Below are 20,613 nucleotides of genomic sequence, written 5' to 3' on the forward strand. Positions count from 1 at the left end.
ATCGTGGTCACTGCCTCATCCGCGCGAAGATCTGCACATCGATTGTGAGCCCATAGCGTTTTGCATAACGCGCGATGATATTGAAATCCACCGGTTAAGGGGGGGCTCTGTCGCACAAATCGCCTTAAGAAACTCTTATCTTGAAGTCGGGAAGGTAGCTTGAGATTATCGGCAGTCCACCCGTTTCGACCTGCAAATCCAAGTACGCGCCAGCCAAGAGTGATGTGCCAACGCTCCGCGGATTCCCGACGACCCGTTGACCGGCAATCGATGCCTTCAGGCCCATGCGGGTTTCAGGTTTCGCGATGCATTGACGTTCTCCTCGACCGCCTATCTCGACGTTAATGGCCAGACAGGCCCGCTTTGTCCTGTTTGAATCGCGGATCACCCTGTTCACGCACGCTGTCGCGTTGGTCGTGTAGATGACCTTGCGGATCGCCGGATCAAAGGCGAAGAACTGGGTCACCTCTTGCCAGTCCCGAGACCCCCTTTTCATTGCCAATTAGGTCGGACAACTGCCGTGTGGCAGGCCATCATGACCTTTTTTCGCTGATAATGTGACTTTTCTCGGGATTGACGCGATCAAGCCTTGGACATTACCCCACCGAACCCGCTAGTCCCCTCCTGAACATAACAAGGATCGATTACTATGCGCATCGCCATGATCGGCACAGGCTACGTCGGGCTCGTCTCTGGCGTCTGTTTTTCGGACTTCGGTCATGACGTGATCTGCGTCGACAAGAACCCCGACAAGATCGCGATGCTGCGGCGGGGCGAAGTGCCGATCTTTGAGCCCGGACTTGACGATCTGATGGCGCGCAACATCGACGCCGGGCGGCTTACCTTTACCACCGACCTGACGGCGGCGGTGGCTGGGGCCGATGCGGTATTTATTGCCGTCGGCACCCCCACGCGTCGGGGCGATGGCCATGCCGATCTTACTTTCGTTATGGCCGCTGCCGCTGAAATTGGTCAGGCGCTGACCGGTTATGCGGTGGTTGTTACCAAATCGACCGTTCCTGTCGGCACCAACCGCGCCGTTGCCGAAGCTGTGCGCGCCGCCGCGCCCGACGCCGATTTCGATGTGGCCAGCAACCCCGAATTCCTGCGCGAGGGAGCCGCAATCGACGATTTCATGCGCCCTGACCGTGTGGTCGTCGGAGTCGAGACCGACCGCGCCTCCGAGGTTATGAAAGGTATCTATCGCCCGCTGTTCCTGCGGGATTTCCCGGTCGTGATCACCGATCTCGAGAGCGCCGAGATGATAAAATATGCGGCCAACGCGTTTCTTGCCACCAAAATCACCTTCGTCAACGAAATCGCGCTTTTGTGCGAGCGTGTCGGCGCGGACATCAAGCAGGTCAGCAAAGGCATCGGCATGGACGGGCGGATCGGCAACAAGTTTCTGCATGCCGGGCCGGGCTATGGCGGATCGTGCTTTCCAAAGGACACCCGCGCACTGGCCCGGATCGGCCAGGAGCATGCTGTGCCCATGCAGATCACCGAAACCGTGATCAAGGTGAACGATGAGATGAAACGCCGGATGATCGACAAGATTGTCGATCTGTGCGGCGGAATGCTGAACGGGCGGACGGTGGCGGTGCTGGGTGTGACGTTCAAGCCGAATACCGACGACATGCGCGAGGCACCGTCGCTGACCATCGTTCCCGCGCTGGTCGGGGCAGGTGCGAAGGTGCGCGTTGTCGATCCTCAGGGGCGGCGCGAAGGCGACGTCTTGTTGCCCGGGGTTACCTGGGCCGACGATCCCTACGAGGCCGCACAGAACGCCGACCTGCTGGTCATCCTGACCGAGTGGAACGAGTTTCGCGCCCTCGATCTTGACCGGATCGCCAGTAGCATGGTCACTCCACGTCTGGCCGATCTGCGCAACATCTATTCGGCTGACGAGGCGCGGAGTGCCGGATTCACCGCCTATGCTGCCGTGGGGCGCAAGGGCTTCGGCATCAACGAGTGATGTCATAAAAGTGCAGGAAAGCGACCGCATTTTGGCCTGACCGGAGCTGCATTGTCAGTTTCTGTAAAGGGGTGAAATCACCACTCCGGGGGAACAACACGCCGACAAGTTGGTTGTCCCTTGGAAGTGGTCATCTGCGGGGGATGACCCTCCCGCTATCGCGAGGGTCAGGGGATGGCAGGCAAGCGGAAGCGGGCCGAAGATATTGTGCTGCAACGGCGGCAAGTTGAGGTGTGGCAAGGGCAGAGAATGTCTGCCCGTCAGATGGATGTGACGGTTTAGGTTCAATATCGATGGCGAGGAATATATTTGCTTTGCCTGCGATCGGTTTGGAGGGCTGAAGATTTTGGCGCGTCGAACCAGAAACTCATACGTTTCCTTCAGGGTCCGACGTTGGAAAAAACGATGACGGCGGCTGAATGAGAAATCTTCCCAACTGTGCCGCGCCCATCTAAAGCATCGGATATTTGGGGCAGACGCTTGGTTTAGCAGGGCGACGGGCCTCCCGCACTCGGCCAGCATCACGCGATGAAATGGAAGCTGCCGTGCAAATTGGCTGACGAAGAATGGCCATACGACGGAGGTTGAGAAAGGTATGACGGCGCCATGAAGAACCTGATTGCGCGGCTCCTGCGAGGGGCCGAACCGAATCCCTCGCCCTGCGTCACTTTTGATGCCCCGCGCGTGCCCGAGCAATCCTTTGGGGTGATCGGAGATATACACGGGCGCGCCGATCTTCTTGAGCAGATGGTCGGGTTGTTGGCCGATCTGCCGCCGGATATCCCCGTTGTCTTTGTCGGGGACTATATTGATCGCGGTGACGACAGCCGTGCCGTGCTCGAAATGTTGTCTGAGCCAGACAGGTTTTTCTCGCGCGATATCATCTGCCTGATGGGTAATCACGAAGCGATGTGCCTGTCGTTTCTTGACGATCCTGCCGCGAATGGGCGGTTCTGGATCCGTAACGGCGGCCTGCAGACAATGGCCAGCTTCGGCGTCGGTGGCATTGGTCCCGGCAGCGGGGCTGACGAATTCGCCAAGGCCCGTGATGCGCTGGCGCTTGCAATGGGTGACCGGCTGATAAAATGGATGCGCGCCTTGCCGTTGATCTGGAGCAGCGGCAATGTAAGCGTCGTTCATGCCGCAGCCGATCCGGATCTGGCGATGGAAGAACAGCCGTCAAATGTGCTGCAGTGGGGCCACCCGGAATTCGCACGACGCAATCGAAGTGATGGTCGCTGGGTGGTCCACGGCCACACGATTGTTGAACAGCCCATGGTCGAAAACGGTCGGATTTCTGTCGATACCGGGGCCTATGCTACGGGACGGCTGACCGCCGCGATCCTGCGCGAGGGCGATCTGGAATTTCGTCAGACTGGAACCTGAGGCAGGTTCAGCGCAGTTGGTTCTTTGTTTCCGCTTCCGGTGGCTTTAGGGCTGTTTTTGGCGCGCGATTATCGTAACAGCACCATATGTGGTTGAGGAAAATGAAAATGCGGCTGTCAGTGGCGGCAATTGCAATATGCTGCGGCAGTGCGCTTTCTGCGCAGGTTGTTGATAGTGGCTACAATTCTTATGGGTATCCGGGTCTGATAGACATACCGGGAGCTTTCAGCCGCCCCGACGCCGAATTGGCATTTACCACCAGCCATTTCCGCAATCAGACCCGAAATACGTTGACCTTCCAGATTACGCCCCGCCTGTCGGGCAGCTTTCGATACTCGTTGCTGTACGATATCCGCCCTAATCCGGGTGGTGATGTGACGGATTTCCGCTTCGACCGAAGTTTTTCGCTCCACTACCGGTTTCTCGACGAAGCTGGATGGATGCCGGCCATGGCTGTGGGGCTGAATGATTTTTTGGGCACCGGGCTTTATTCCTCGGAATATGTGGTGGCTTCCAAGACCATTACCCCGCGTCTGCAACTGACCGGTGGAATCGGCTGGGGTCGGCTTGCCGGCGTCAGCTCATTCAGTAACCCGCTGTCGATCGTGTCGGATCGATTTGATACGCGACCGGACCGGGGCAGTGACCAGGGCGGGCTTGTGCGCACCAACAACTGGTTTCGCGGGGATGCGGCCCTGTTTGGCGGAGTCGTGTGGCAAGCCACCGAACGGTTGGCTTTAGCGGCCGAGTATTCCTCGGACGCTTATCCCAATGAGGACGGCAGCGCGTTTGATCGCGAGTCACCCTTCAATTTCGGTGCCACCTATAAACTGCGACCGAATGTATCGCTTGGCGTGAACTATCTCTATGGGTCCGAGATCGGAGCGCAGATCACGCTCGCAACAAACCCGAAGGATCCGCGTTATTTTGGTGGATTGGACAAGGCCCCGCCTGCGGTTGTCCCGCGGGGCAGGGGGGCTGTGGCTCTAGGTTGGGGTGATCTGCCGGGGTCACGCGCAGCCATTCGCAGCAAACTGGAAGCGGCGCTGACGGCGCAGGGGATCACCCTGCACGGCTTGCAAGTCGAAACCGAGAGTGCCCGCGTCGAGATCGAGAATGACACCTATCCTTCATCGGCTCAGGCGATCGGGCGTACCGCACGGGCGATGACTGCCGCGATGCCGGATTCGGTTGAAATTTTCACGATCACAACCGTGGTCAAGGGCATGTCCGGATCTTCGGTCACGCTTCGACGGAAAGATATCGAGCAACTTGAACATCGGCTGGATAACAGCTGGGAAAGCTATACCCGCGCAGTCATCAGCACGGAACGCGAGGTGGGTACGCCACTCAGCGGCGTATTCCCACGCTTTGACTATGATCTCGGGCCGTATCTCAAGCCCGGCTTGTTCGATCCCGACGAGCCGCTGCGGCTGGATCTGGGGGTCGAGCTGAAAGCCTCCTATGAGCCGGCGCCCGGGTTCGTGTTCTCGGGGCGCGTACGTCAGAAACTGGCGGGCAATCTTGACTCTTCAACGCGCGCATCGACATCGGTTCTTGAGAAAGTGCGCAGCGAAGCATTCCTGTATGACAAGGCCGACGGACCAACCCTGAACGAGCTGACCGGAGCGTATTACTTCAAGCCCGGTAACGATCTCTATGGTCGGGTCACCGCTGGATACCTTGAAGAAATGTTCGGCGGTGTTTCCGCAGAACTGCTGTGGAAAGTGCCCAACAGCCGGGTCGCTTGGGGGATCGAGGCGAACTATGTCAAACAGCGCGATTTCGATCAGCAGTTCGGCTTTCGTGACTATGGCGTCGCCACCGGTCATGCGTCGCTCTATTGGGATGTCGGCAACGGGTTTCATGCCCAGGTCGATGCCGGGCGCTATCTGGCCGGGGACTGGGGCGCGACGCTGACCATCGACCGTGAGTTCAAAAATGGCTGGAAAGTCGGCGCATTTGCCACCCTGACCGATGTATCCTTTGACGATTTCGGCGAAGGATCATTCGACAAGGGGTTGAAGCTGACCATCCCAATCGGCTGGCTTTCTGGCCAACCCGATCGGGACCGCCCGACCACGGTGATCCGTCCCGTACTGCGGGACGGCGGTGCGCGGCTGAACGTGACCGGACGCCTTTACGAAGAAGTGCGCGGGACACAAGGACAGGATCTGCGCGACAGTTGGGGGCGGTTCTGGCGATGAGAAGAATACTGATCTTTCTGTGCGGACTTGCTCTGGGCGGGTGTACGCAACAAGCCACTCCGGACCTGCGCAGCCAGATCACGCCTCGGTTGCTGGCCTCCACGACCCAGCCGCTTTTGCTGGTTGAGGCGGAGATGATCCAAACTGCGGCAACACTGGTGCAGGTGGCAAACCGTGACGGGACAGTCGATTGGCGCACTGGCGACAACGTCTCGCTGACGTTCCGGCAGGGGGTTGTCATCGGCACGCGCGGACTGGGCGACGATCTGATGACCGCCGATGTTGACGGCACAGTCCTGATGTTGGCCGGGCGACAGCCGGCAGAAGATTACAACCGCTTTGCCAGCCGGCTGGACGGAGAGTATCAGACGCAATTTGAAAGCTTCCTGTGCCGAAACACGGGACACGAGCCGGTGGCCTTCGACAGTTTTGGCCGAACGCGCCAGACCACACGGATCACCGAATTGTGCCGCAATCCCGACCGCAGTTTCGAAAACACCTATTGGGTAGGGTCCGACGGAACGATGTGGAAATCTCGCCAATGGATCAGCCCGAACGTTGGGTATCTTACAACCGAGCGTCTGGTGCGCTAAACGCTACTGATGCATTTCGAGGAAAGTTTGCCGATATGATGTACCGCTCTACCGCTGCAACACTTCTGCTGGGTGTCGGCTTTGCCGTCGCCTCTTGCGGCGTGACGTACACAAGCCCCTCGGTTAGTGAGAACGCTCAAGGGGTGGATGTTCGGGTGTTGTCGTTGACATCGCAGAGCGTGCTCATGGCGAATCGCAGCCCCTATACGCCCCGGGCGCTGCCTTCGGCGTTTTACCAGACATCGGGCGGCGGTGAGCTGCGCGGGGTTGGCGCCCTGCCCGAGCAGCCCTATATGCCGCGCGAAACCCGCGGCACGCAGGAGTTGCGGGTTCCCCCGGCTGCGCAAGTCGGACCATATGAAATCGGCGTAGGGGATGTCGTTCTTCTCGCCACCAAATCCGCCGGTACGACCGTTGAACAGTTGAGCGGGCTTCTGGCCGCCCAGACCCAACGGCAGGGTTATACGGTGCGCGACGATGGCACGATCTCGATCCCCGATGTGGGGCAGGTACGGATCGGCGGCATGACGCTGGACCAAGCCGAAGCCGAGGTGTTTCAACTGCTGGTGACAAACGGCATTGATCCGGCGTTCTCGCTTGAGGTGAGTGAGTTCAACAGCAAACGGGTGGCTGTCGGTGGCGCGGTGCGCAGCGCGACGGTGCTGCCCCTGTCGCTTAATCCACTGAGCCTGAACGAGGCGCTGACCCTTGCCGGCGGTCTGGCCGTGCAGGACGAGGAATTTGCCACGATCCGGATCTATCGCGATGGCACACTTTACCAGATTCCGTTTGAAACCTATCAGCAGCGATCCGATTTGCAGGACCTGCGCTTGCAGGAGGGCGATGCGGTCTATGCTGATACGACCTATGATCTGGATCGCGCGCTGCGGTTTTATGAGCAGCAGATCAACGTGATCAATTTGCGCCGCGGTGCCCGTTCGCAGGCTCTGGGTGAGTTGCAAAGCGAAATCGGGCTGCGCCGCTCGGCTCTTGACGAACAACGCAGCAATTTTCAGGCGCGCACGTCGCTGGATGCCGAAGACCGCGATTATGTCTATCTCTCGGGTGAGGTGTCGAAACAGGGACGGTTCCCGCTGCCCTATGGCCGCCACGCGACTCTCGCAGATGCGCTCTATGGTTCGGGTGGATTTCCGACAGTCACCGGCAGCCCCAGCGACATCTATGTTCTGCGCCCATCGACCAATCCTGCAGAATTTGGTGCAGTGACCGCCTGGCATCTGGACGCCCGCAATGCGGCGACGATCACCCTGGCCACCCGGATGCAGATGCGCCCCGACGATGTGATTTTCATCAAGGAGCAGCCGATCACCAGCTGGAACCGGGCGGCCAGCCAGTTCTTCCCGATCGTGATCGGCGCGGCAACGGATGCGGTCGGAGGCTGATCCGATGCAGGCGGGTGCTGAATGAAACCACATTCGCACCCGCACCGCTCAGCTTTCGTAGTAGCTTTGTCCGTATTTGGAATAGGCGCCGTATTTGCCGCCATATCCGTATTTCTTCATACCTGCCGCATCGATCTGTGACAGCACCGTGCCGGTCACGCGCAGATTCAGGGATTCGAATTGCCGCAGACCTTCGGCGACCTGACTTCTGGTCGTGCTGTCCCATTTCACGGTATAGATAATCGCATCAGCATGGGGGGCGATCACCCTTGCGTCGGGAACCACCAGAACCGGCGGCGTGTCGATGATCACATAGTCATAGGCATCCCGCGCTTCCTGCAGGAAAGAGGCGAACCGGTCGGACGAAAACAGGTCGGCGGCGTTGATCGAGGTCTTCTCTCCCATGATGATGTCGGCATTCATCCGCGGATCGCGCACGACGACCTCGTCAAAGGTCTTTTCCCCGGCTATCAGGGCGGCCAGCCCACCCTTTTCGCTCGCCTTGAAGTATTCGCCGAAGGTCCGACGACGAATGTCGCCTTCGATCAGCAGCACCTTGCGACCAAGGCCCGACAGGTTCTGCGCCAGTGCGATGGCCTGAGTGGTCTTTCCCTCTGACGGGATCGACGAAGTTGACATGATCACCTTGCAGGGTGCGTCGACATTGGACATCAGGACCGAAGTGCGCAGGTTGCGGATCGCCTCGGCAGCAGCCGAAGTGGGTTTGGACGTCAGATAGTCCAGCAGCTCGCTGCGCTTTTTGATTGGGATGCGCGGGATCTGGCCAAGTACGGTATATCCGGTGCGCGCCTCAAGATCTTCGGCAGTGCGGAAGTGGTTTCTGAGGGCTTCGAGCACCAGCACGACTGCGGCGCCGATGAGGGCTCCCAGCATCAGAGAGATGGCCAAAATCAAGCTTTTGCGCGGTTCGACATATCTGCCGTCCTCGGCCATCGACAGGATACGGCTGTCGGCCCGTTGCAGGCCGCGCTGGATTGTCGTTTCCTTAAGGCGCGTCAGGAAGCTCTCATAGAGAACGCGCGTCGCCTCTACCTCCCGACGCATCTGCTCAAGCCCGATTAGATTGGCAGATTGGGTTTTCATCCGGGTCTCCTGCCGACCAACAGAATCGGCAAGGGCTTCTTCCTGAGCATTTGCGCGTTCGATTGCGCTGGTGTCTCGCGTGATGAGCAGGTCCAGACGGGCATCGAAGACGTCCCGATCGAAATTGGAAGTCGCGTTACGCACTATGGTCGCGAGGGTCGGATCGTCGAACGCGCTGACAATCTTGGCCATATCACCGGTCTCAACAGCAGCGCGGCGCGCGGCAAGACGGTCGGTCGCGGCGGCTTTTTCCGTGCGGGCCTGAGTCAGGCGTTGCCGCAAATCGCGCAACTGCTGGTTTTCAGCCTCAAGGATCTCTGGACTGATCAGCTCGCTTTCAGCCTGAAGCCTTTTGATCCCGTCTTCCCGGTCACGCAGCTCGATCTCAAGATCGCGCACCCGTTCCGACAGCCATGTTACAGCTTGTTCCGTCGCTTTGAATTTATCGTTGATCTGATTGTCGATATAGATCTCGGCCAGAGCGTTCACGATACGCACCGATTTGCCGGGGCTCTCGGTCTTGGCCGAGATATTGAAGATATAGGTGTTACGCTGGTTCGATGCAGAGACGATTCCGCGCACGGCTGACGCTGCCTGACTTTGCAGGCGATCGATGTCGGGGGCGGAAGGCGTCGGTTGTGCGCTTTTGAAAAGGCTCGTGATCCGGTTGCGGATCGCCCCGGGCGTGAACGACGGGTCCGGTCTCAGGGTGGCGTTGAATTCGGGGTCGTCTGTCAGGTTCAACCGGGCGACGACCTGTTTTATCAGGTCGGTCGAGCGGATGACTTCCAGTTCGGTGTTGATGCTGGCGGCATCCGTCGAGACCCCGGACATGACACTTTCCAGATCCATGACATTGCTGCTGCGCACGTCAAGAACGAGGGAAGCGGTCGCCTGATACTTTGGCACCGCCACACCATAGGCATAGTATCCGCCGAGCAAGAGTGCGATGCCTGCAGCGCCAAGGATTGCCGCTTTTCCTCGCCAAAGGGTGGCCAAAAGCGACAGAATATCGATGTCGGTATCATCCTGATCATCGAGTGCCGGATTCATTCTTTTGCCAGCCATAGTTCCGAACTCTGACAATAACTCACGGTAAAGCAGATGATCTATGGCCCCAGACAGGGGGTCGCAACCACTAACCGACAGTGTTGAGTGGAATCGTCAAAATGCCGCCGTGCCACCGCAGGTTGGGGGCGAGCGCCCGGATCATTTTCCCGTTATCTTTGTAGGAAACGATAGGCGATAAGACCGACGCGCTCGCGAATAGCGATATTTAAATTGATGAGGTTTCCAGTGAGATCCCAGCCCAGCCCACGGCCCATATCGCGGCTGCGGAAATCAACGGGCCATGGTATGATACTGCTCCAACCTGCCGAGATGAAACTGTCAACAGAGCGCGGCATGTGAAAGGCGCTTGTAATCAGTACCCAGGTCTCATCTGGCGGCGGTGCGATCAGGGCCGCGGTCAGGGTGGCATTCTCGGCTGTGTTGCGCGAGGCTCTTTCAAAGGTGATGCGGGCTGGATCGACGCCCTGCTCGGCGAAAAAGCGTTCGGCCACCGATGCCCCCGACCAATTATTGCTCGTGACGTCACGCAAGGCTCCGCTGCCTCCGGTAAAGACGATGCGGGCATTCGGGTTTTCGCGAGCCAGCGCCAATGTCGCGGTGAAACGTTCCGCGCCGTCGCCCAGGATCACCTGATCCCAACGTGCCGAAAGATATGCGTCCTCGCCACCGCCCAGAACAACAATACCATCAATATTAGTTAGTTTTGGTGCGATTGGATAACGGGTTTCGAGTTGGCGCAGCAACAGATCTCCGATTGGCAGCACTGAAATGCCAATGGTCGCCACCAGCGTCATGATACCCGCCCAGAGCGCCAGACGTTGCCGACGGCGCCAGACCCCTAGAAAGGTCAGGCAAATCCCCAATACGATCCAGCTGTCGGGACGGATCAGGGCCCACACAACCTTGGATGCGATGAAGAATGCGGTGTCCATGGCTCAGGTCGTACCCCGGGTCGCGCGATCTATGGCACTGAGATAGGCGGCGGCGACAAGCGCCTGATCGAACTCCTGCTCCATCTTGGACCTCCCCGCCCGACCCATCGCAGAGCGATCATCAGGGGTCAGCGCAAGAAACCGCGCGCAGGCATCTGCAAGGCTGGCTCCGTCTTTCACCGCACACAGGTATCCGTTGCGCCCGTCATCCACCACGGCCCGGCAACCCGGAACGTCGGTTGCGATTAACGGGCGCGACATGGCCGCAGCTTCGATCAAAGTGCGCGGCGCACCTTCGCGGTAGGATGGCAGGACAACGCAACTTGCAGCGGCAATGTGGGGTCGCACATCGTCGGTCGTGCCAAGATATTCGATGATCCCTTCGTCCTGCCAGGCTTTGACGGTGTCCGCCCCGATGGCAGAACGGTTCGCCGAACCTGTCGCTCCCAGAAGGCGAAACCGGGCCTGCGGATGGCTGATGCGCAGGCGGCGCGCCGCCTCGGCATATTCCAGAACGCCCTTGTCCCGCAGTAATCGCCCAATCATCAAAAAGACCGGTGGACCATCCGGTTGCGGCACGGGGGCAAAACGTTCGAGATCAATCCCGGACCCGGGTAGCAGGCGTGTCTGGCCATCTTTTACCAGCCGTCGACGGACAAACAGATCGCGGTCGTCGTCGTTCTGGAAAAATACCGTTTCGAGCCCGCGGAACGCTTGTTTGTAAAGCGTTTCCGCCACGAATTGTAACGCGCCGCCTGACAGAAAGGCTGTGCCAAGCCCGGAAACATTCGGGATAAACGGGATGCCGGCGTTCTTTGCCATGAGCGCACCGAAAAGGTTGTTCTTGATGGTCCATGACAGAATGACGTCTGGCGATTCCGATCGGAAATGCCTGCGGAACCGGTGCGCCAGAGCGGCGTCGCGCAGAGGGTTCAGCCCCTTGCTGTCCATGACAAGCGGCAGATGACGCACCCCCATTGCCGTCAGTTGCGACACGGTGTCGTCCGGCGGTGCAAGCAGAGTCACCCGGTCGCCGCGGTCAAGCAAGGCCTGTACAACCGGCATACGGAAATTCAAGACATTCCATGTCGTGTTGACGGTGATCAGGACGTGCATGACAGCAGACGCGAAAAGTCGGGTTTTAGGCAGTTAAATCCGGGTTTCATGTGAACCTTTGATATCCTTCGACGAAGTTTCCATCTCCGGGCCGAGATCCGGCCGCATCCCGAGAGATCCACAGCTAGTAATATTGGGACTCGGGAAAGCCGAAAATCCAAGTTTGATACGGGAGGTAACATTGCTGAAAATGTGAGGACAACGTGGTCCAGACAGCGAAAACGAGGAACAGACCGATATAGGGTGCAACAGCGAACAGTTTCCGGTTCGCCCGCAACTGCAGATACGGTACCCGGGCAAATATGATGGTCTGGATGGGTATCAGATAGTAGCCAAGCCGGTCAGCGATCACCGACGAGACCGGCAAAAGCAGGAACAGCGCCAACATGATCAGAGATCCGACTGTCACCAATTTGTAATCCTGCGGAAAGTGCGCGGCCCATTTCCGGCGCAGGAACAGAAAGAAGACGATGGCAGTCACGACCAGAAGGCCGACACGAAACGCCGCTCCGGCTGCATCGATTCCGGTGTCGATATAGCGGCTTGATGCCGTATCTGCCGCCTCGGTGGTCATAAGAAGCAGGGCGCCGGGAATAGCCAGAAGTCCCGAGAGCATGAGGCGTCGTTTTGAGTACACCCCATGCACCAATGGCGCGAGAAGCAGAAAAACGATGGCGCTGGAATGCAGTGAAGCTGCAATCAAGGTCAATACCAGAAAGCGGAAAAGACGCCGGTCGATGAACGCAGCGAATGCCACAGACATGAGTCCGATGGCTGCGCCTTGACGAATTCCGGACATCGGCATGTTGATGATCAGGATCGGGAAAAGCAGGATCAGGAAAGCCAGCGCATCGGGTTGGCGTCGCGCCAGAACGTGGACACCCCAAAAGAACACCGCCGATGATGCCACATTGATCCAGGGATAGGGCAACCCGAGCCAGTTCTGCAGCGCAAACAATCCGACCCAGAGCGGTTCTCTTTCTTCCAGAAGCCCAGCAAACGGGACGGAACCATAGACATAGAACTGGTTGAGATATCCGCCCCAATCGCATCCCACTTCGAATCTGAACGCCGAGAAAATGAAAAGCGACGCCAGCAGGACAGGGTACAGAGACCTCGTTTTCCCCAGACGGAGAAACATCAAACCGACATAAGTGGTCAGGTAGAGCATGATCTGCTCTTCTCGACGACGTCTTTCAACATACCGGCCACGCGTGGTCCCCATACTTGCAGGCTGTACTGGTTCTCGACCTTCTTTCGTCCCTCTGCGCCCATTCTGCGCCGCAAGTCAGGATCGCGCAGAAGTGTGACCAGCGCCTCGCGCCATTCTGCCTCAGTTGATGCGAGAAACCCGTTCACTCCGTGCTCGACGATCTCAGCGTTGACTCCGACGGGCGAGGCGATGACCGGAACACCGCAGGCCATATACTGGATCAGTTTATAGCCACATTTCCCTCGCGCCCAAGGCGTATCCAACAACGGCATGATCCCTATGTCCATGTCCTGGATGCTGGTGACTTCGGTTTGTTCGGACCACGGCAGAATATCAAGCAACGGATGAGACGCTGCGGCTTTTCCCGCGCCGACGGCGGTCAGACGCGCGTCTTCGGCCCCGGCGACAGTTTCCAGGAGAGGCATCATCGGCACCATGAACTCGGTCCAGGTGCTGGGCGTTCCGATCCATCCGACACGCGGTGTATCTAGGACGTTTGAATCCGATCTGAGAGAATAGTTATCGATATCGACAACCGTCGGAACGATTTCAACCCAATCCGCACCGGCAGCGCGGGCCCTGTCGGCGAGATAGGAGTTTCCGGCGGTCACCAGAGCCGAGGCTGCCATGACCTGATCGATCTTTCGCCCAAGCAGCCTTCTTATGAAGGGCAGCCGGTGAAGATCGTAACGATGAAAAACCGCATCGTCATAATCAGTGACGAGAGGAACCGAGCGCGGCAGCATCGAGCGTTCGATCAACCACGGCACCCACGGCAGCGCCTCTTTTTCGATCCAGAGCAGTTTGTTCGGCCCGATCCGGAAAAGTTGACTGAGACGCCGCGCAAAGGCGGCGCCTGTCAGAGTTCGGGTCTGGCGTTTCTGATACAAGCGCATGAGATAGGTGTCGTCGAAGAAGGGCCGCTGCTCGGGTTCGAAGTTGATTGAACGCAGGTAGGGTTCGTATTGAAACATACGCAGCCGGCTTGAAGCCCCCAGGCGGCCGTAACGAGATAAGATCAGCATTTTCATTCCTGACCTTGGCGCCATGCTTGAAACATCAGGATTATCCAGAGCCGTTGGGTCAAATCGCGACGACCGGACAAATGCTCTGCCCAAGCGGCCAGGATGGGTTCTGGATCAAGTAGGTTATCTTTTGCCAATGCCGCTGGCGACAGAAGATCCTCGGCCCATTCCCGCAACGGCCCTCGCAGCCATTCACCAATCGGTATGCTGAAACCGGTTTTTGGCCGCTCGATCAATTCGCGTGGAACATGTTGATATAGAATCTGGCGCAGCACCCATTTTCCTTGGCCGTCGCGGATTTTCATTTCCAACGGCAACCGGGCCGAAAGCGTCAACACGTCCGTATCGAGGAACGGCACTCGGGTTTCCAGACTTACGCCCATTGCTGCGCGGTCGACCTTGCACAGAATATCGTCGGGCAGGTAGCTGCGCATATCCTGCGCCATCATGCGTCCGACAGGATCATCCTCGAGGCAATCAGGCAAGGGATCGTCAAGCAGGCTGGTTGGCTTATGATCAAGATTGCGAACCATCTGTTGACCCGGCCATTCGGATACGAGGCTCCGATAGAGATCGTCGAGGTTGCGCACGTCACGCAGCGCGGCTGCCAGCTTGTGGGCTTTTTGACCAGGATGGCTGACCGCACCGCCGGACAATGCTCCGATTTTGTCCCAGGCGCCGACAGAGATCGCTGAGATCAGAGACCCAAGGGGCCGGCGGACCGAAAGCGGCATCCGGTTCAGCCGACGCCAAATTCTGGGGCCCCAGAAATAGCGGTTGTAGCCACCGAAAAGCTCGTCTCCGGCATCTCCTGACAGTGCGACCGTTACCTGCGAACGGGCCGCTCGACAGACGAGATGTGTCGGAATCTGCGATGAATCCGCGAATGGTTCGTCGTAAAGCTCTGGAAGGTATGGGATCACCTCGCGTGCTTCGTTTTCCGTCACAATTACTTCGGTGTGGTCGGTTCCCAGGTGTCGCGCAACTGCAGCGGCATAGGGCGCTTCGTTGAACGCCTCACTCTCAAATCCAACTGTGAATGTCCGGACCGGCCGCGACGATTGTTCCTGCATCAACGCAACGATCAACGAACTATCAATACCGCCCGACAAGAAGGCTCCGACAGGCACGTCGGCCAACATCTGGCGGCGGATTGCAGCACTTAGGGTCTGCTCAAGCGTCGATTTGGCCTCGTTGTCATCGCTGAATTGCGTCTGGCTTCCGGTTTCGATCATCTTGTTCAGCGACCAGTACCGCCGGATCGACATTGATCCAAACGTCGCGCCGGGGCGAAGCGGCTCTTTGGGGGGCGCTGATGGAGGCGTCTGGTTCACTTCAAGGATTGAGCCGGGTTCAAGTTTGTAGACGCCGGGATGGATGCTGCGTGGGGCGGGAACATAGGCATATTGCAGATACTGCGCCAATGCGGCACGGCACACGCCGGAAGGAAAGTCCGGATGCAGGCGCATGGCTTTGAGTTCCGAACCAAAGACCAGCGCGGTTCCTGCCCATCCCCAATAAAGCGGCTTCTCTCCCATTCTGTCGCGTGCAAGGGACAAGCGGCGCGAACTGCGATCCCAGAGCGCGAGTGCAAACATGCCTCCTGCGTGCTTCAGCGTCTCATCCAGACCCCAATGGGTGATCCCCGCCAAAAGCGTTTCAGTGTCCGAGTGGCCCCGCCAGTCCGGCGCTGCTCCCGCGGCGGAAAGTTTCTCGCGTATTTCGAGATGATTATAAATCTCACCGTTGAAGGCGATAACAAAGCGTCCGCAAGCCGAATGCATCGGCTGCGCTCCGGCGGGACTGAGATCAAGGATCGACAGCCGGCTGTGACCCAGAGCCATGCCACCGTCCGCCCATACACCATCGGCATCGGGGCCACGGTGACGCAGTGCGGCTGTCATGCCAGCAACCGTCTTGCGTAGTTCGTCTTCGGAGCGTTCAGTTGATCCGAAAATGCCGGTCAGTCCACACATTTTACGACCTCAGGTAAGAAGAAAGTGTCACGCAATCGCTCATTGCGTGCCGCCAAGGGTGCGGATCTGCAGTCAGAAATGCTGCTCATTCCTCGACCGTCCCGATCACTTCGACATGTGTCGGATAGGGATCGGGTTGGTATCGAGGGTGAAGAGATGCTCGGCATCGTTGGGCAAGATCCCTCGCAGGACGAGGCTTGGTCCCTCGACAGGGGCGGAAAGGGAAGGGGCCCTCACAGCCTCATATCGCTTTCATCCCGTCCAAACGCGCTCTTCAGATCGCAAAACACATGGGGATCGCTGCCATAGGCCTGAATCGTTGCAATGCCAGCGTCGAGATAGGTCTGGTGCGCCACGGCCAGGATCACGCCGTCATAGGTGCCGGGTTCAGGCGTCTCGATCAGGTCAAGACCATATTCATGACGCGCCTCGGCCGAATTGGCCCAGGGGTCGTGCACGTCCACCGCTACGCCATAATCGCGCAGTTCCTTAATCACGTCGATCACCCGGGTGTTGCGCAGGTCGGGGCAGTTTTCCTTGAAGGTCAGTCCCAAGATCAGCACGCGCGCGCCATTCACCAGCATGCGCCGTTTCAGCATCGCCTTGACCATTTGCCCCGCCACATAGGCGCCCATCCCGTCGTTGATCCGGCGTCCGGCAAGGATGACCTGAGGGTGGTATCCCATCGCCTCGGCCTTGTGGGTCAGATAATACGGATCGACCCCGATGCAGTGCCCACCCACCAGCCCGGGTCGGAAGGGCAGGAAGTTCCACTTGGTGCCCGCTGCTTTCAACACTGCCTCGGTGTCGATGCCCATGCGGTTGAAGATGATCGCCAATTCGTTGACCAGAGCGATGTTCAGGTCGCGCTGGGTGTTCTCGATCACCTTGGCGGCTTCGGCTACACGGATGCTTTCAGCCTTATAGGTTCCTGCTGTGATGATGCCGCGATACAGGGCATCAACCGTTTCAGCGGTTTCCGGCGTCGATCCTGCGGTGACCTTGGTGATCGTGGTCAGCCGGTGATCCTTGTCGCCGGGATTGATCCGCTCGGGCGAATAGCCGCAGAAGAAATCCGTGTTAAAGCTCAAGCCCGATGTGCGTTCCAGCACGGGCACACAGTCTTCCTCGGTGGCACCGGGATAGACCGTGCTTTCGTAGATGACGATATCGCCCTTCTTCAACACCCGTCCCACCGTTTCAGATGCGCGCAACAGCGGCGTCAGATCAGGGCGTTTGTGGCTGTCGATAGGCGTGGGGACGGTCACGATATAAATCGTCGCCTGAGCCAGATCATCCGGGTTCGATGTGAGGGTGAGGTGCCGGGAGGAAGTCAGTTCCTCGGAGGTCAATTCCCGTGTGGCATCCTGGCCATTCCGCAGGGCGGCGATGCGATCAGAGTTGATGTCGAAACCGATGACTGGGCGAAGTTTCCCGAATTCCGCGGCGAGCGGCAGGCCGACATACCCGAGGCCGACGATAGCAATTTTTGGTTCAGTCATGGTAAAGTGCGCTTTCGGTTCTGTGTTCGTATGAATGTTGCAGGTATCGGCAAATCAGGGCAGCGATCATCGCGCCGGCGGCGATGCCGATGCAACTTGCCGCCAGATCGTCGAGTGCTGGTGTGCGGCTTGGCAGGAACGCCTGAACCAGCTCGATCGCGGATGCAATAATGGCAAGTGCCATCAGCGACCGCCACGTCGGCCAAAGCACGAAAATCGGCATCGTTAACGACAGAAATGCCATCGCATGCAGGAACAGATCGTTCTTGCCCTGAAGGATCGGGTGATCCGGCAATGAGTCCTGGGAGATTACGCCATAGTAGAGCGTTATACACCCGAGCAGGATCGCCCAGCACGAAAGAACAAGCCTCATTTCCCGGCGTACTGCCGATACCATTCGACGAACCTGGCGATTCCGTCGCGGAAGTCAGTCTGCGGGCGATAGCCGGTCAGTTTCTGCAACAACTCGGCATTGGCCCAAGTGGCGGGAACGTCGCCCATCTGCATGTCCATGTAGTTGCGTTTGGCTTTCTGGCCGAGCGCGACTTCGATCGCATCGATGAAATCCAGCAACCGCACCTTGTCGGAGTTGCCGATGTTTACCACCCGGTAAGGCGCGACGGGGGACAGGCTGTCACCTTCATCGACCACGCCATCTGCGGGACGGACGGGAACGGCATCGATCAGCAGGCGGATCGCGCGCACCAGATCGTCAACATAGGTAAAGTCACGGTACATGTCGCCGTGGTTGTAGATGTCGATCGGCCGGTCATCCAGAATCGCGTCCACAAATTTGTAAAGCGCCAGATCCGGGCGTCCCCAGGGGCCGTATACGGTAAAGAACCGGAACATCGTTGTCGGCAGGTTATAGAGGTGGGCATAGGAATGGCCCATGCTCTCGTTTGCCTTCTTCGTCGCCGCATAGATCGTCAGCTGGGTGTCTGCCTTCTCGGTCTCGATAAACGGCATTTCCGTGTTGGCGCCGTAAACAGACGAGGTCGAGGCCATGAGGAGATGCTGCACATTCAGACGGCGCGCGGCTTCCATCACATTGAAGGTGCCGATCACATTCGCGTCGAGGTAAGCGCGCGGGTTTTCAAGGCTATAGCGGACTCCGGCCTGAGCCGCGAGGTGAACGATCACGTCCGGCGCAAAGGCATCGGCTGTCTGGTCCAGCAGTGCCTGATCTTCCAGAAGACCCTCGGTGGCAGAGAAGCCCGGTGACTGCAGCAGCATCTGGTGGCGTCGCTGTTTCAGCGCGACGTCGTAGTAATCTGTCATGCCGTCATAGCCGTGGACGATGAACCCTTCAGCCAACAAAAGCTTCGCCAGGTGAAAACCGATAAAGCCGGCGGTGCCGGTAATGAAAACCCGTGTCGTCACATTCTTCCCTTCGAGTGATGCGTTCTTCACAATTGCCGCTTGGCAGTACCATCAAGGTCGTTCTTGACCGCTGCGATCTCAGCGCGCAATGCTTCATACTCGCGCAGTTTTCGGCGCAGAAAATCCGCGGCAAGCGCCGATTTTCGACTTATGCCTTCTGGCGTCAGTATATAGGCATAGCGCAGCTTGTTGCCGGAGTTACGAAAGTTGCGCGTTTTGACCAGACCCTTGTCGATCAATGCGCGCAGGATGTAATTGACACTTCCCAGAGCGACGCCCAACTCGCCGGCGATTTCTCGCTGGCTCAGATCCGGTTTATCTTGCAGCAGCCGCAGAACGCGATAATGCGCATCTTCGTCGAACCGGTCCGTCAACGTACAGCGCCGCACGGCCATTCGAATCGTTCGAATACCGTAAGCCCTTGCAGTAGCGAAATAAATCTATGGATACATTGCATCCTGCCGACCTGTTAGCAGTTTAACCTGGCGGTGGAAAGGCGCGATGCCGGTGCTTCAATCACCGGCGACGTTCACGGGCGACGTTGCGGGTGAATACAATTTCTGGTTGCAAGGTCTTGAACTGCTTTGCTGCATCGTTCATGCGTGAACGCTGATTTTAACGGAGTCGATTTATGCGTTCGGTGCGGAATGGAGAATTTAAAGACGCTCCTTGGTATTTGATACTCACGCGCCCAAACCAGGGGCACATCGCCTCCCGACAATTGAAAAGGGCGGGCTTTGACGTTTTTATGCCACGTCACAAGGCTGTACGGCACTGGCGTGGGCGCCAGATCGAAGAGATGCGCCCGGTATTCGGAAGCTATCTTTTTCTCGGAACCAACCCGAACAAGCCGCGCTGGAATGAGATCGCAAAGACGCATGGGGTCAATCGCGTCATTGGTTTTGGCGCTTCGGGTCCCTGTCCTGTTCCAAGCGCGATTGTGACGGGGTTGATGTTGCGCTGCGATGTTGACGGGTGCCTGAGGCCGGAAACGGAACTCAAAGTTGGCGAGCAGGTTCGCATAACCTGCGGACCTTTCGCGGATTTTGTCAGCACCATCGATTCGATCGAACTGGATCGTCGGGTTTTTGTCATGCTCGAACTGCTGGGCCGGCAGACCCGGCTGAAGGTCGATTGCGCCTCGCTTGCCCGGCACAGTTAACCGGTTTTCAACTTGCCAAAGCGTGCAGTTCGGTCCATCAGCGGATCGTTGCAGTCAGTCGATGTTCGCAATATCCATTTCAATTGCTGGCGGACAGACCTTTTATAGGCGATCATAGCAGGCGGCAATAGTCACACTTTTGTTTTGGGCGAGTTTCCGGAGGAAGCATTGTCATTAGGCACAGATGTGTTAATGACCCGTTAACTGATTGTACTGTTTGTGTCCGGGGGCTCTTTTAAAATGTTTGATATGGAAATGGACCCGCCGATGGCGGTCTTCGAGAATAAACGTATTCATCGTCCGGCGCGTTCCCGTGCAAAGCTCATGTTCCACAAGCTGGCGAAACGGTTCTTCGATATCGCTGTGAGCCTTGTTTTGCTGGTCCCCTTCATTCTTTCCGCTCTCGTTCTGGTTGCACTTAACCCACTCCTGAACAGGCAGGGCAATCGCGTTTGGCTCACGCGTCTTACAGCCCATTGAGAACGCTGCATAAGAATGCCTCATCCCAGCCAGCTCGCTTGAGTTTGATGCTGAGAGAGCCTTTGGATGTGTCGCGTCGGACGAC

18 protein-coding genes are annotated in these 20,613 nt (G+C 58.1%); 6 read left to right on the top strand and 12 right to left on the bottom strand.

Features of this window, described 5'->3' with window-relative positions; genetic code table 11:
- Nucleotides 1-124: 124 nt before the first annotated feature.
- A complete protein-coding gene (locus FQ320_RS19020) occupies nt 125-466 on the bottom strand; it encodes a hypothetical protein (protein ID WP_187393973.1) in 342 nt (113 codons plus the stop codon).
- A 183-nt stretch (nt 467-649) separates the two neighbouring features.
- Here FQ320_RS19020 and FQ320_RS19025 point away from each other — a divergent pair, with 183 nt between their 5' ends.
- The 5 genes from FQ320_RS19025 (at nt 650) to FQ320_RS19045 (ending at nt 7,564) form a co-directional block, all read left to right on the top strand.
- Nucleotides 650-1,975, top strand: a complete 1,326-nt coding sequence (locus FQ320_RS19025; protein WP_148474917.1) for a UDP-glucose/GDP-mannose dehydrogenase family protein — start codon at nt 650-652, stop codon at nt 1,973-1,975.
- Nucleotides 1,976-2,581: 606 nt separating this feature from the next.
- Nucleotides 2,582-3,361 carry a metallophosphoesterase gene (locus FQ320_RS19030; RefSeq protein ID WP_148474918.1) on the top strand — a complete coding sequence of 260 codons (780 nt, stop codon included), beginning with the start codon at nt 2,582-2,584 and terminating at the stop codon, nt 3,359-3,361.
- Nucleotides 3,362-3,468: 107 nt separating this feature from the next.
- Nucleotides 3,469-5,568, top strand: a complete 2,100-nt coding sequence (locus FQ320_RS19035) for a YjbH domain-containing protein (RefSeq protein WP_148474919.1) — start codon at nt 3,469-3,471, stop codon at nt 5,566-5,568.
- The gene (locus FQ320_RS19040) at nt 5,565-6,161 is read left to right on the top strand and encodes a YjbF family lipoprotein (RefSeq protein WP_148474920.1); all 597 of its coding nucleotides are present in this window, start codon (nt 5,565-5,567) and stop codon (nt 6,159-6,161) included. Before FQ320_RS19035 ends, FQ320_RS19040 begins: the two co-directional genes overlap by 4 nt.
- Nucleotides 6,162-6,346: 185 nt before the next feature.
- Nucleotides 6,347-7,564 (top strand): polysaccharide biosynthesis/export family protein, encoded by a 1,218-nt coding sequence (locus tag FQ320_RS19045; RefSeq protein ID WP_255509611.1) that lies wholly within the window; start codon nt 6,347-6,349, stop codon nt 7,562-7,564.
- A gap of 48 nt (nt 7,565-7,612) precedes the next feature.
- Here FQ320_RS19045 and FQ320_RS19050 read toward each other — a convergent pair whose 3' ends face one another.
- The 10 genes from FQ320_RS19050 to FQ320_RS19095 all read right to left on the bottom strand — a co-directional run bounded on the left by FQ320_RS19050 (nt 7,613) and on the right by FQ320_RS19095 (nt 19,281).
- Complete coding sequence (locus FQ320_RS19050; RefSeq protein ID WP_148474921.1) at nt 7,613-9,721, bottom strand: polysaccharide biosynthesis tyrosine autokinase; 2,109 nt, start codon at nt 9,719-9,721, stop codon at nt 7,613-7,615.
- Nucleotides 9,722-9,888: 167 nt separating this feature from the next.
- Nucleotides 9,889-10,671 carry a YdcF family protein gene (locus FQ320_RS19055; protein WP_148474922.1) on the bottom strand — a complete coding sequence of 261 codons (783 nt, stop codon included), beginning with the start codon at nt 10,669-10,671 and terminating at the stop codon, nt 9,889-9,891.
- 3 nt (nt 10,672-10,674) lie between these two features.
- Nucleotides 10,675-11,736, bottom strand: coding sequence for a glycosyltransferase family 4 protein (locus FQ320_RS19060; protein ID WP_222861644.1), 1,062 nt, complete (start codon nt 11,734-11,736; stop codon nt 10,675-10,677).
- A gap of 175 nt (nt 11,737-11,911) precedes the next feature.
- Entirely contained in the window at nt 11,912-12,958 is a 1,047-nt protein-coding gene (locus FQ320_RS19065; RefSeq protein ID WP_222861645.1) for an EpsG family protein, read from the bottom strand.
- Entirely contained in the window at nt 12,946-14,025 is a 1,080-nt protein-coding gene (locus FQ320_RS19070) for a glycosyltransferase family 4 protein (RefSeq protein WP_222861646.1), read from the bottom strand. Before FQ320_RS19070 ends, FQ320_RS19065 begins: the two co-directional genes overlap by 13 nt.
- A 2-nt stretch (nt 14,026-14,027) precedes the next feature.
- The gene (gene asnB, locus FQ320_RS19075; protein WP_148474925.1) at nt 14,028-16,001 is read right to left on the bottom strand and encodes an asparagine synthase (glutamine-hydrolyzing); all 1,974 of its coding nucleotides are present in this window, start codon (nt 15,999-16,001) and stop codon (nt 14,028-14,030) included.
- A gap of 233 nt (nt 16,002-16,234) precedes the next feature.
- Nucleotides 16,235-17,503 carry a Vi polysaccharide biosynthesis UDP-N-acetylglucosamine C-6 dehydrogenase TviB gene (tviB, locus tag FQ320_RS19080; protein ID WP_148474926.1) on the bottom strand — a complete coding sequence of 423 codons (1,269 nt, stop codon included), beginning with the start codon at nt 17,501-17,503 and terminating at the stop codon, nt 16,235-16,237.
- Nucleotides 17,496-17,876: a VanZ family protein gene (locus FQ320_RS19085; protein ID WP_187393974.1), complete on the bottom strand. Its 381-nt coding sequence runs from the start codon at nt 17,874-17,876 to the stop codon at nt 17,496-17,498. Before FQ320_RS19085 ends, tviB begins: the two co-directional genes overlap by 8 nt.
- Nucleotides 17,873-18,886: an NAD-dependent epimerase/dehydratase family protein gene (locus FQ320_RS19090; RefSeq protein WP_148474928.1), complete on the bottom strand. Its 1,014-nt coding sequence runs from the start codon at nt 18,884-18,886 to the stop codon at nt 17,873-17,875. Before FQ320_RS19090 ends, FQ320_RS19085 begins: the two co-directional genes overlap by 4 nt.
- Nucleotides 18,887-18,912: 26 nt before the next feature.
- The gene (locus FQ320_RS19095; RefSeq protein WP_148474929.1) at nt 18,913-19,281 is read right to left on the bottom strand and encodes a MarR family EPS-associated transcriptional regulator; all 369 of its coding nucleotides are present in this window, start codon (nt 19,279-19,281) and stop codon (nt 18,913-18,915) included.
- A gap of 236 nt (nt 19,282-19,517) precedes the next feature.
- Here FQ320_RS19095 and FQ320_RS19100 point away from each other — a divergent pair, with 236 nt between their 5' ends.
- Entirely contained in the window at nt 19,518-20,048 is a 531-nt protein-coding gene (locus FQ320_RS19100) for a transcription termination/antitermination protein NusG (protein WP_148474930.1), read from the top strand.
- A 189-nt stretch (nt 20,049-20,237) separates the two neighbouring features.
- On the opposite strand, the gene FQ320_RS26075 is transcribed toward FQ320_RS19100, so the two are convergent.
- A partial coding sequence (locus tag FQ320_RS26075) for a hypothetical protein (RefSeq protein WP_222861647.1) occupies nt 20,238-20,613 on the bottom strand: 376 nt, incomplete at its 5' end.

This window comes from Oceaniovalibus sp. ACAM 378 (genome assembly GCF_008085915.1).
Lineage (GTDB): Bacteria > Pseudomonadota > Alphaproteobacteria > Rhodobacterales > Rhodobacteraceae > Oceaniglobus.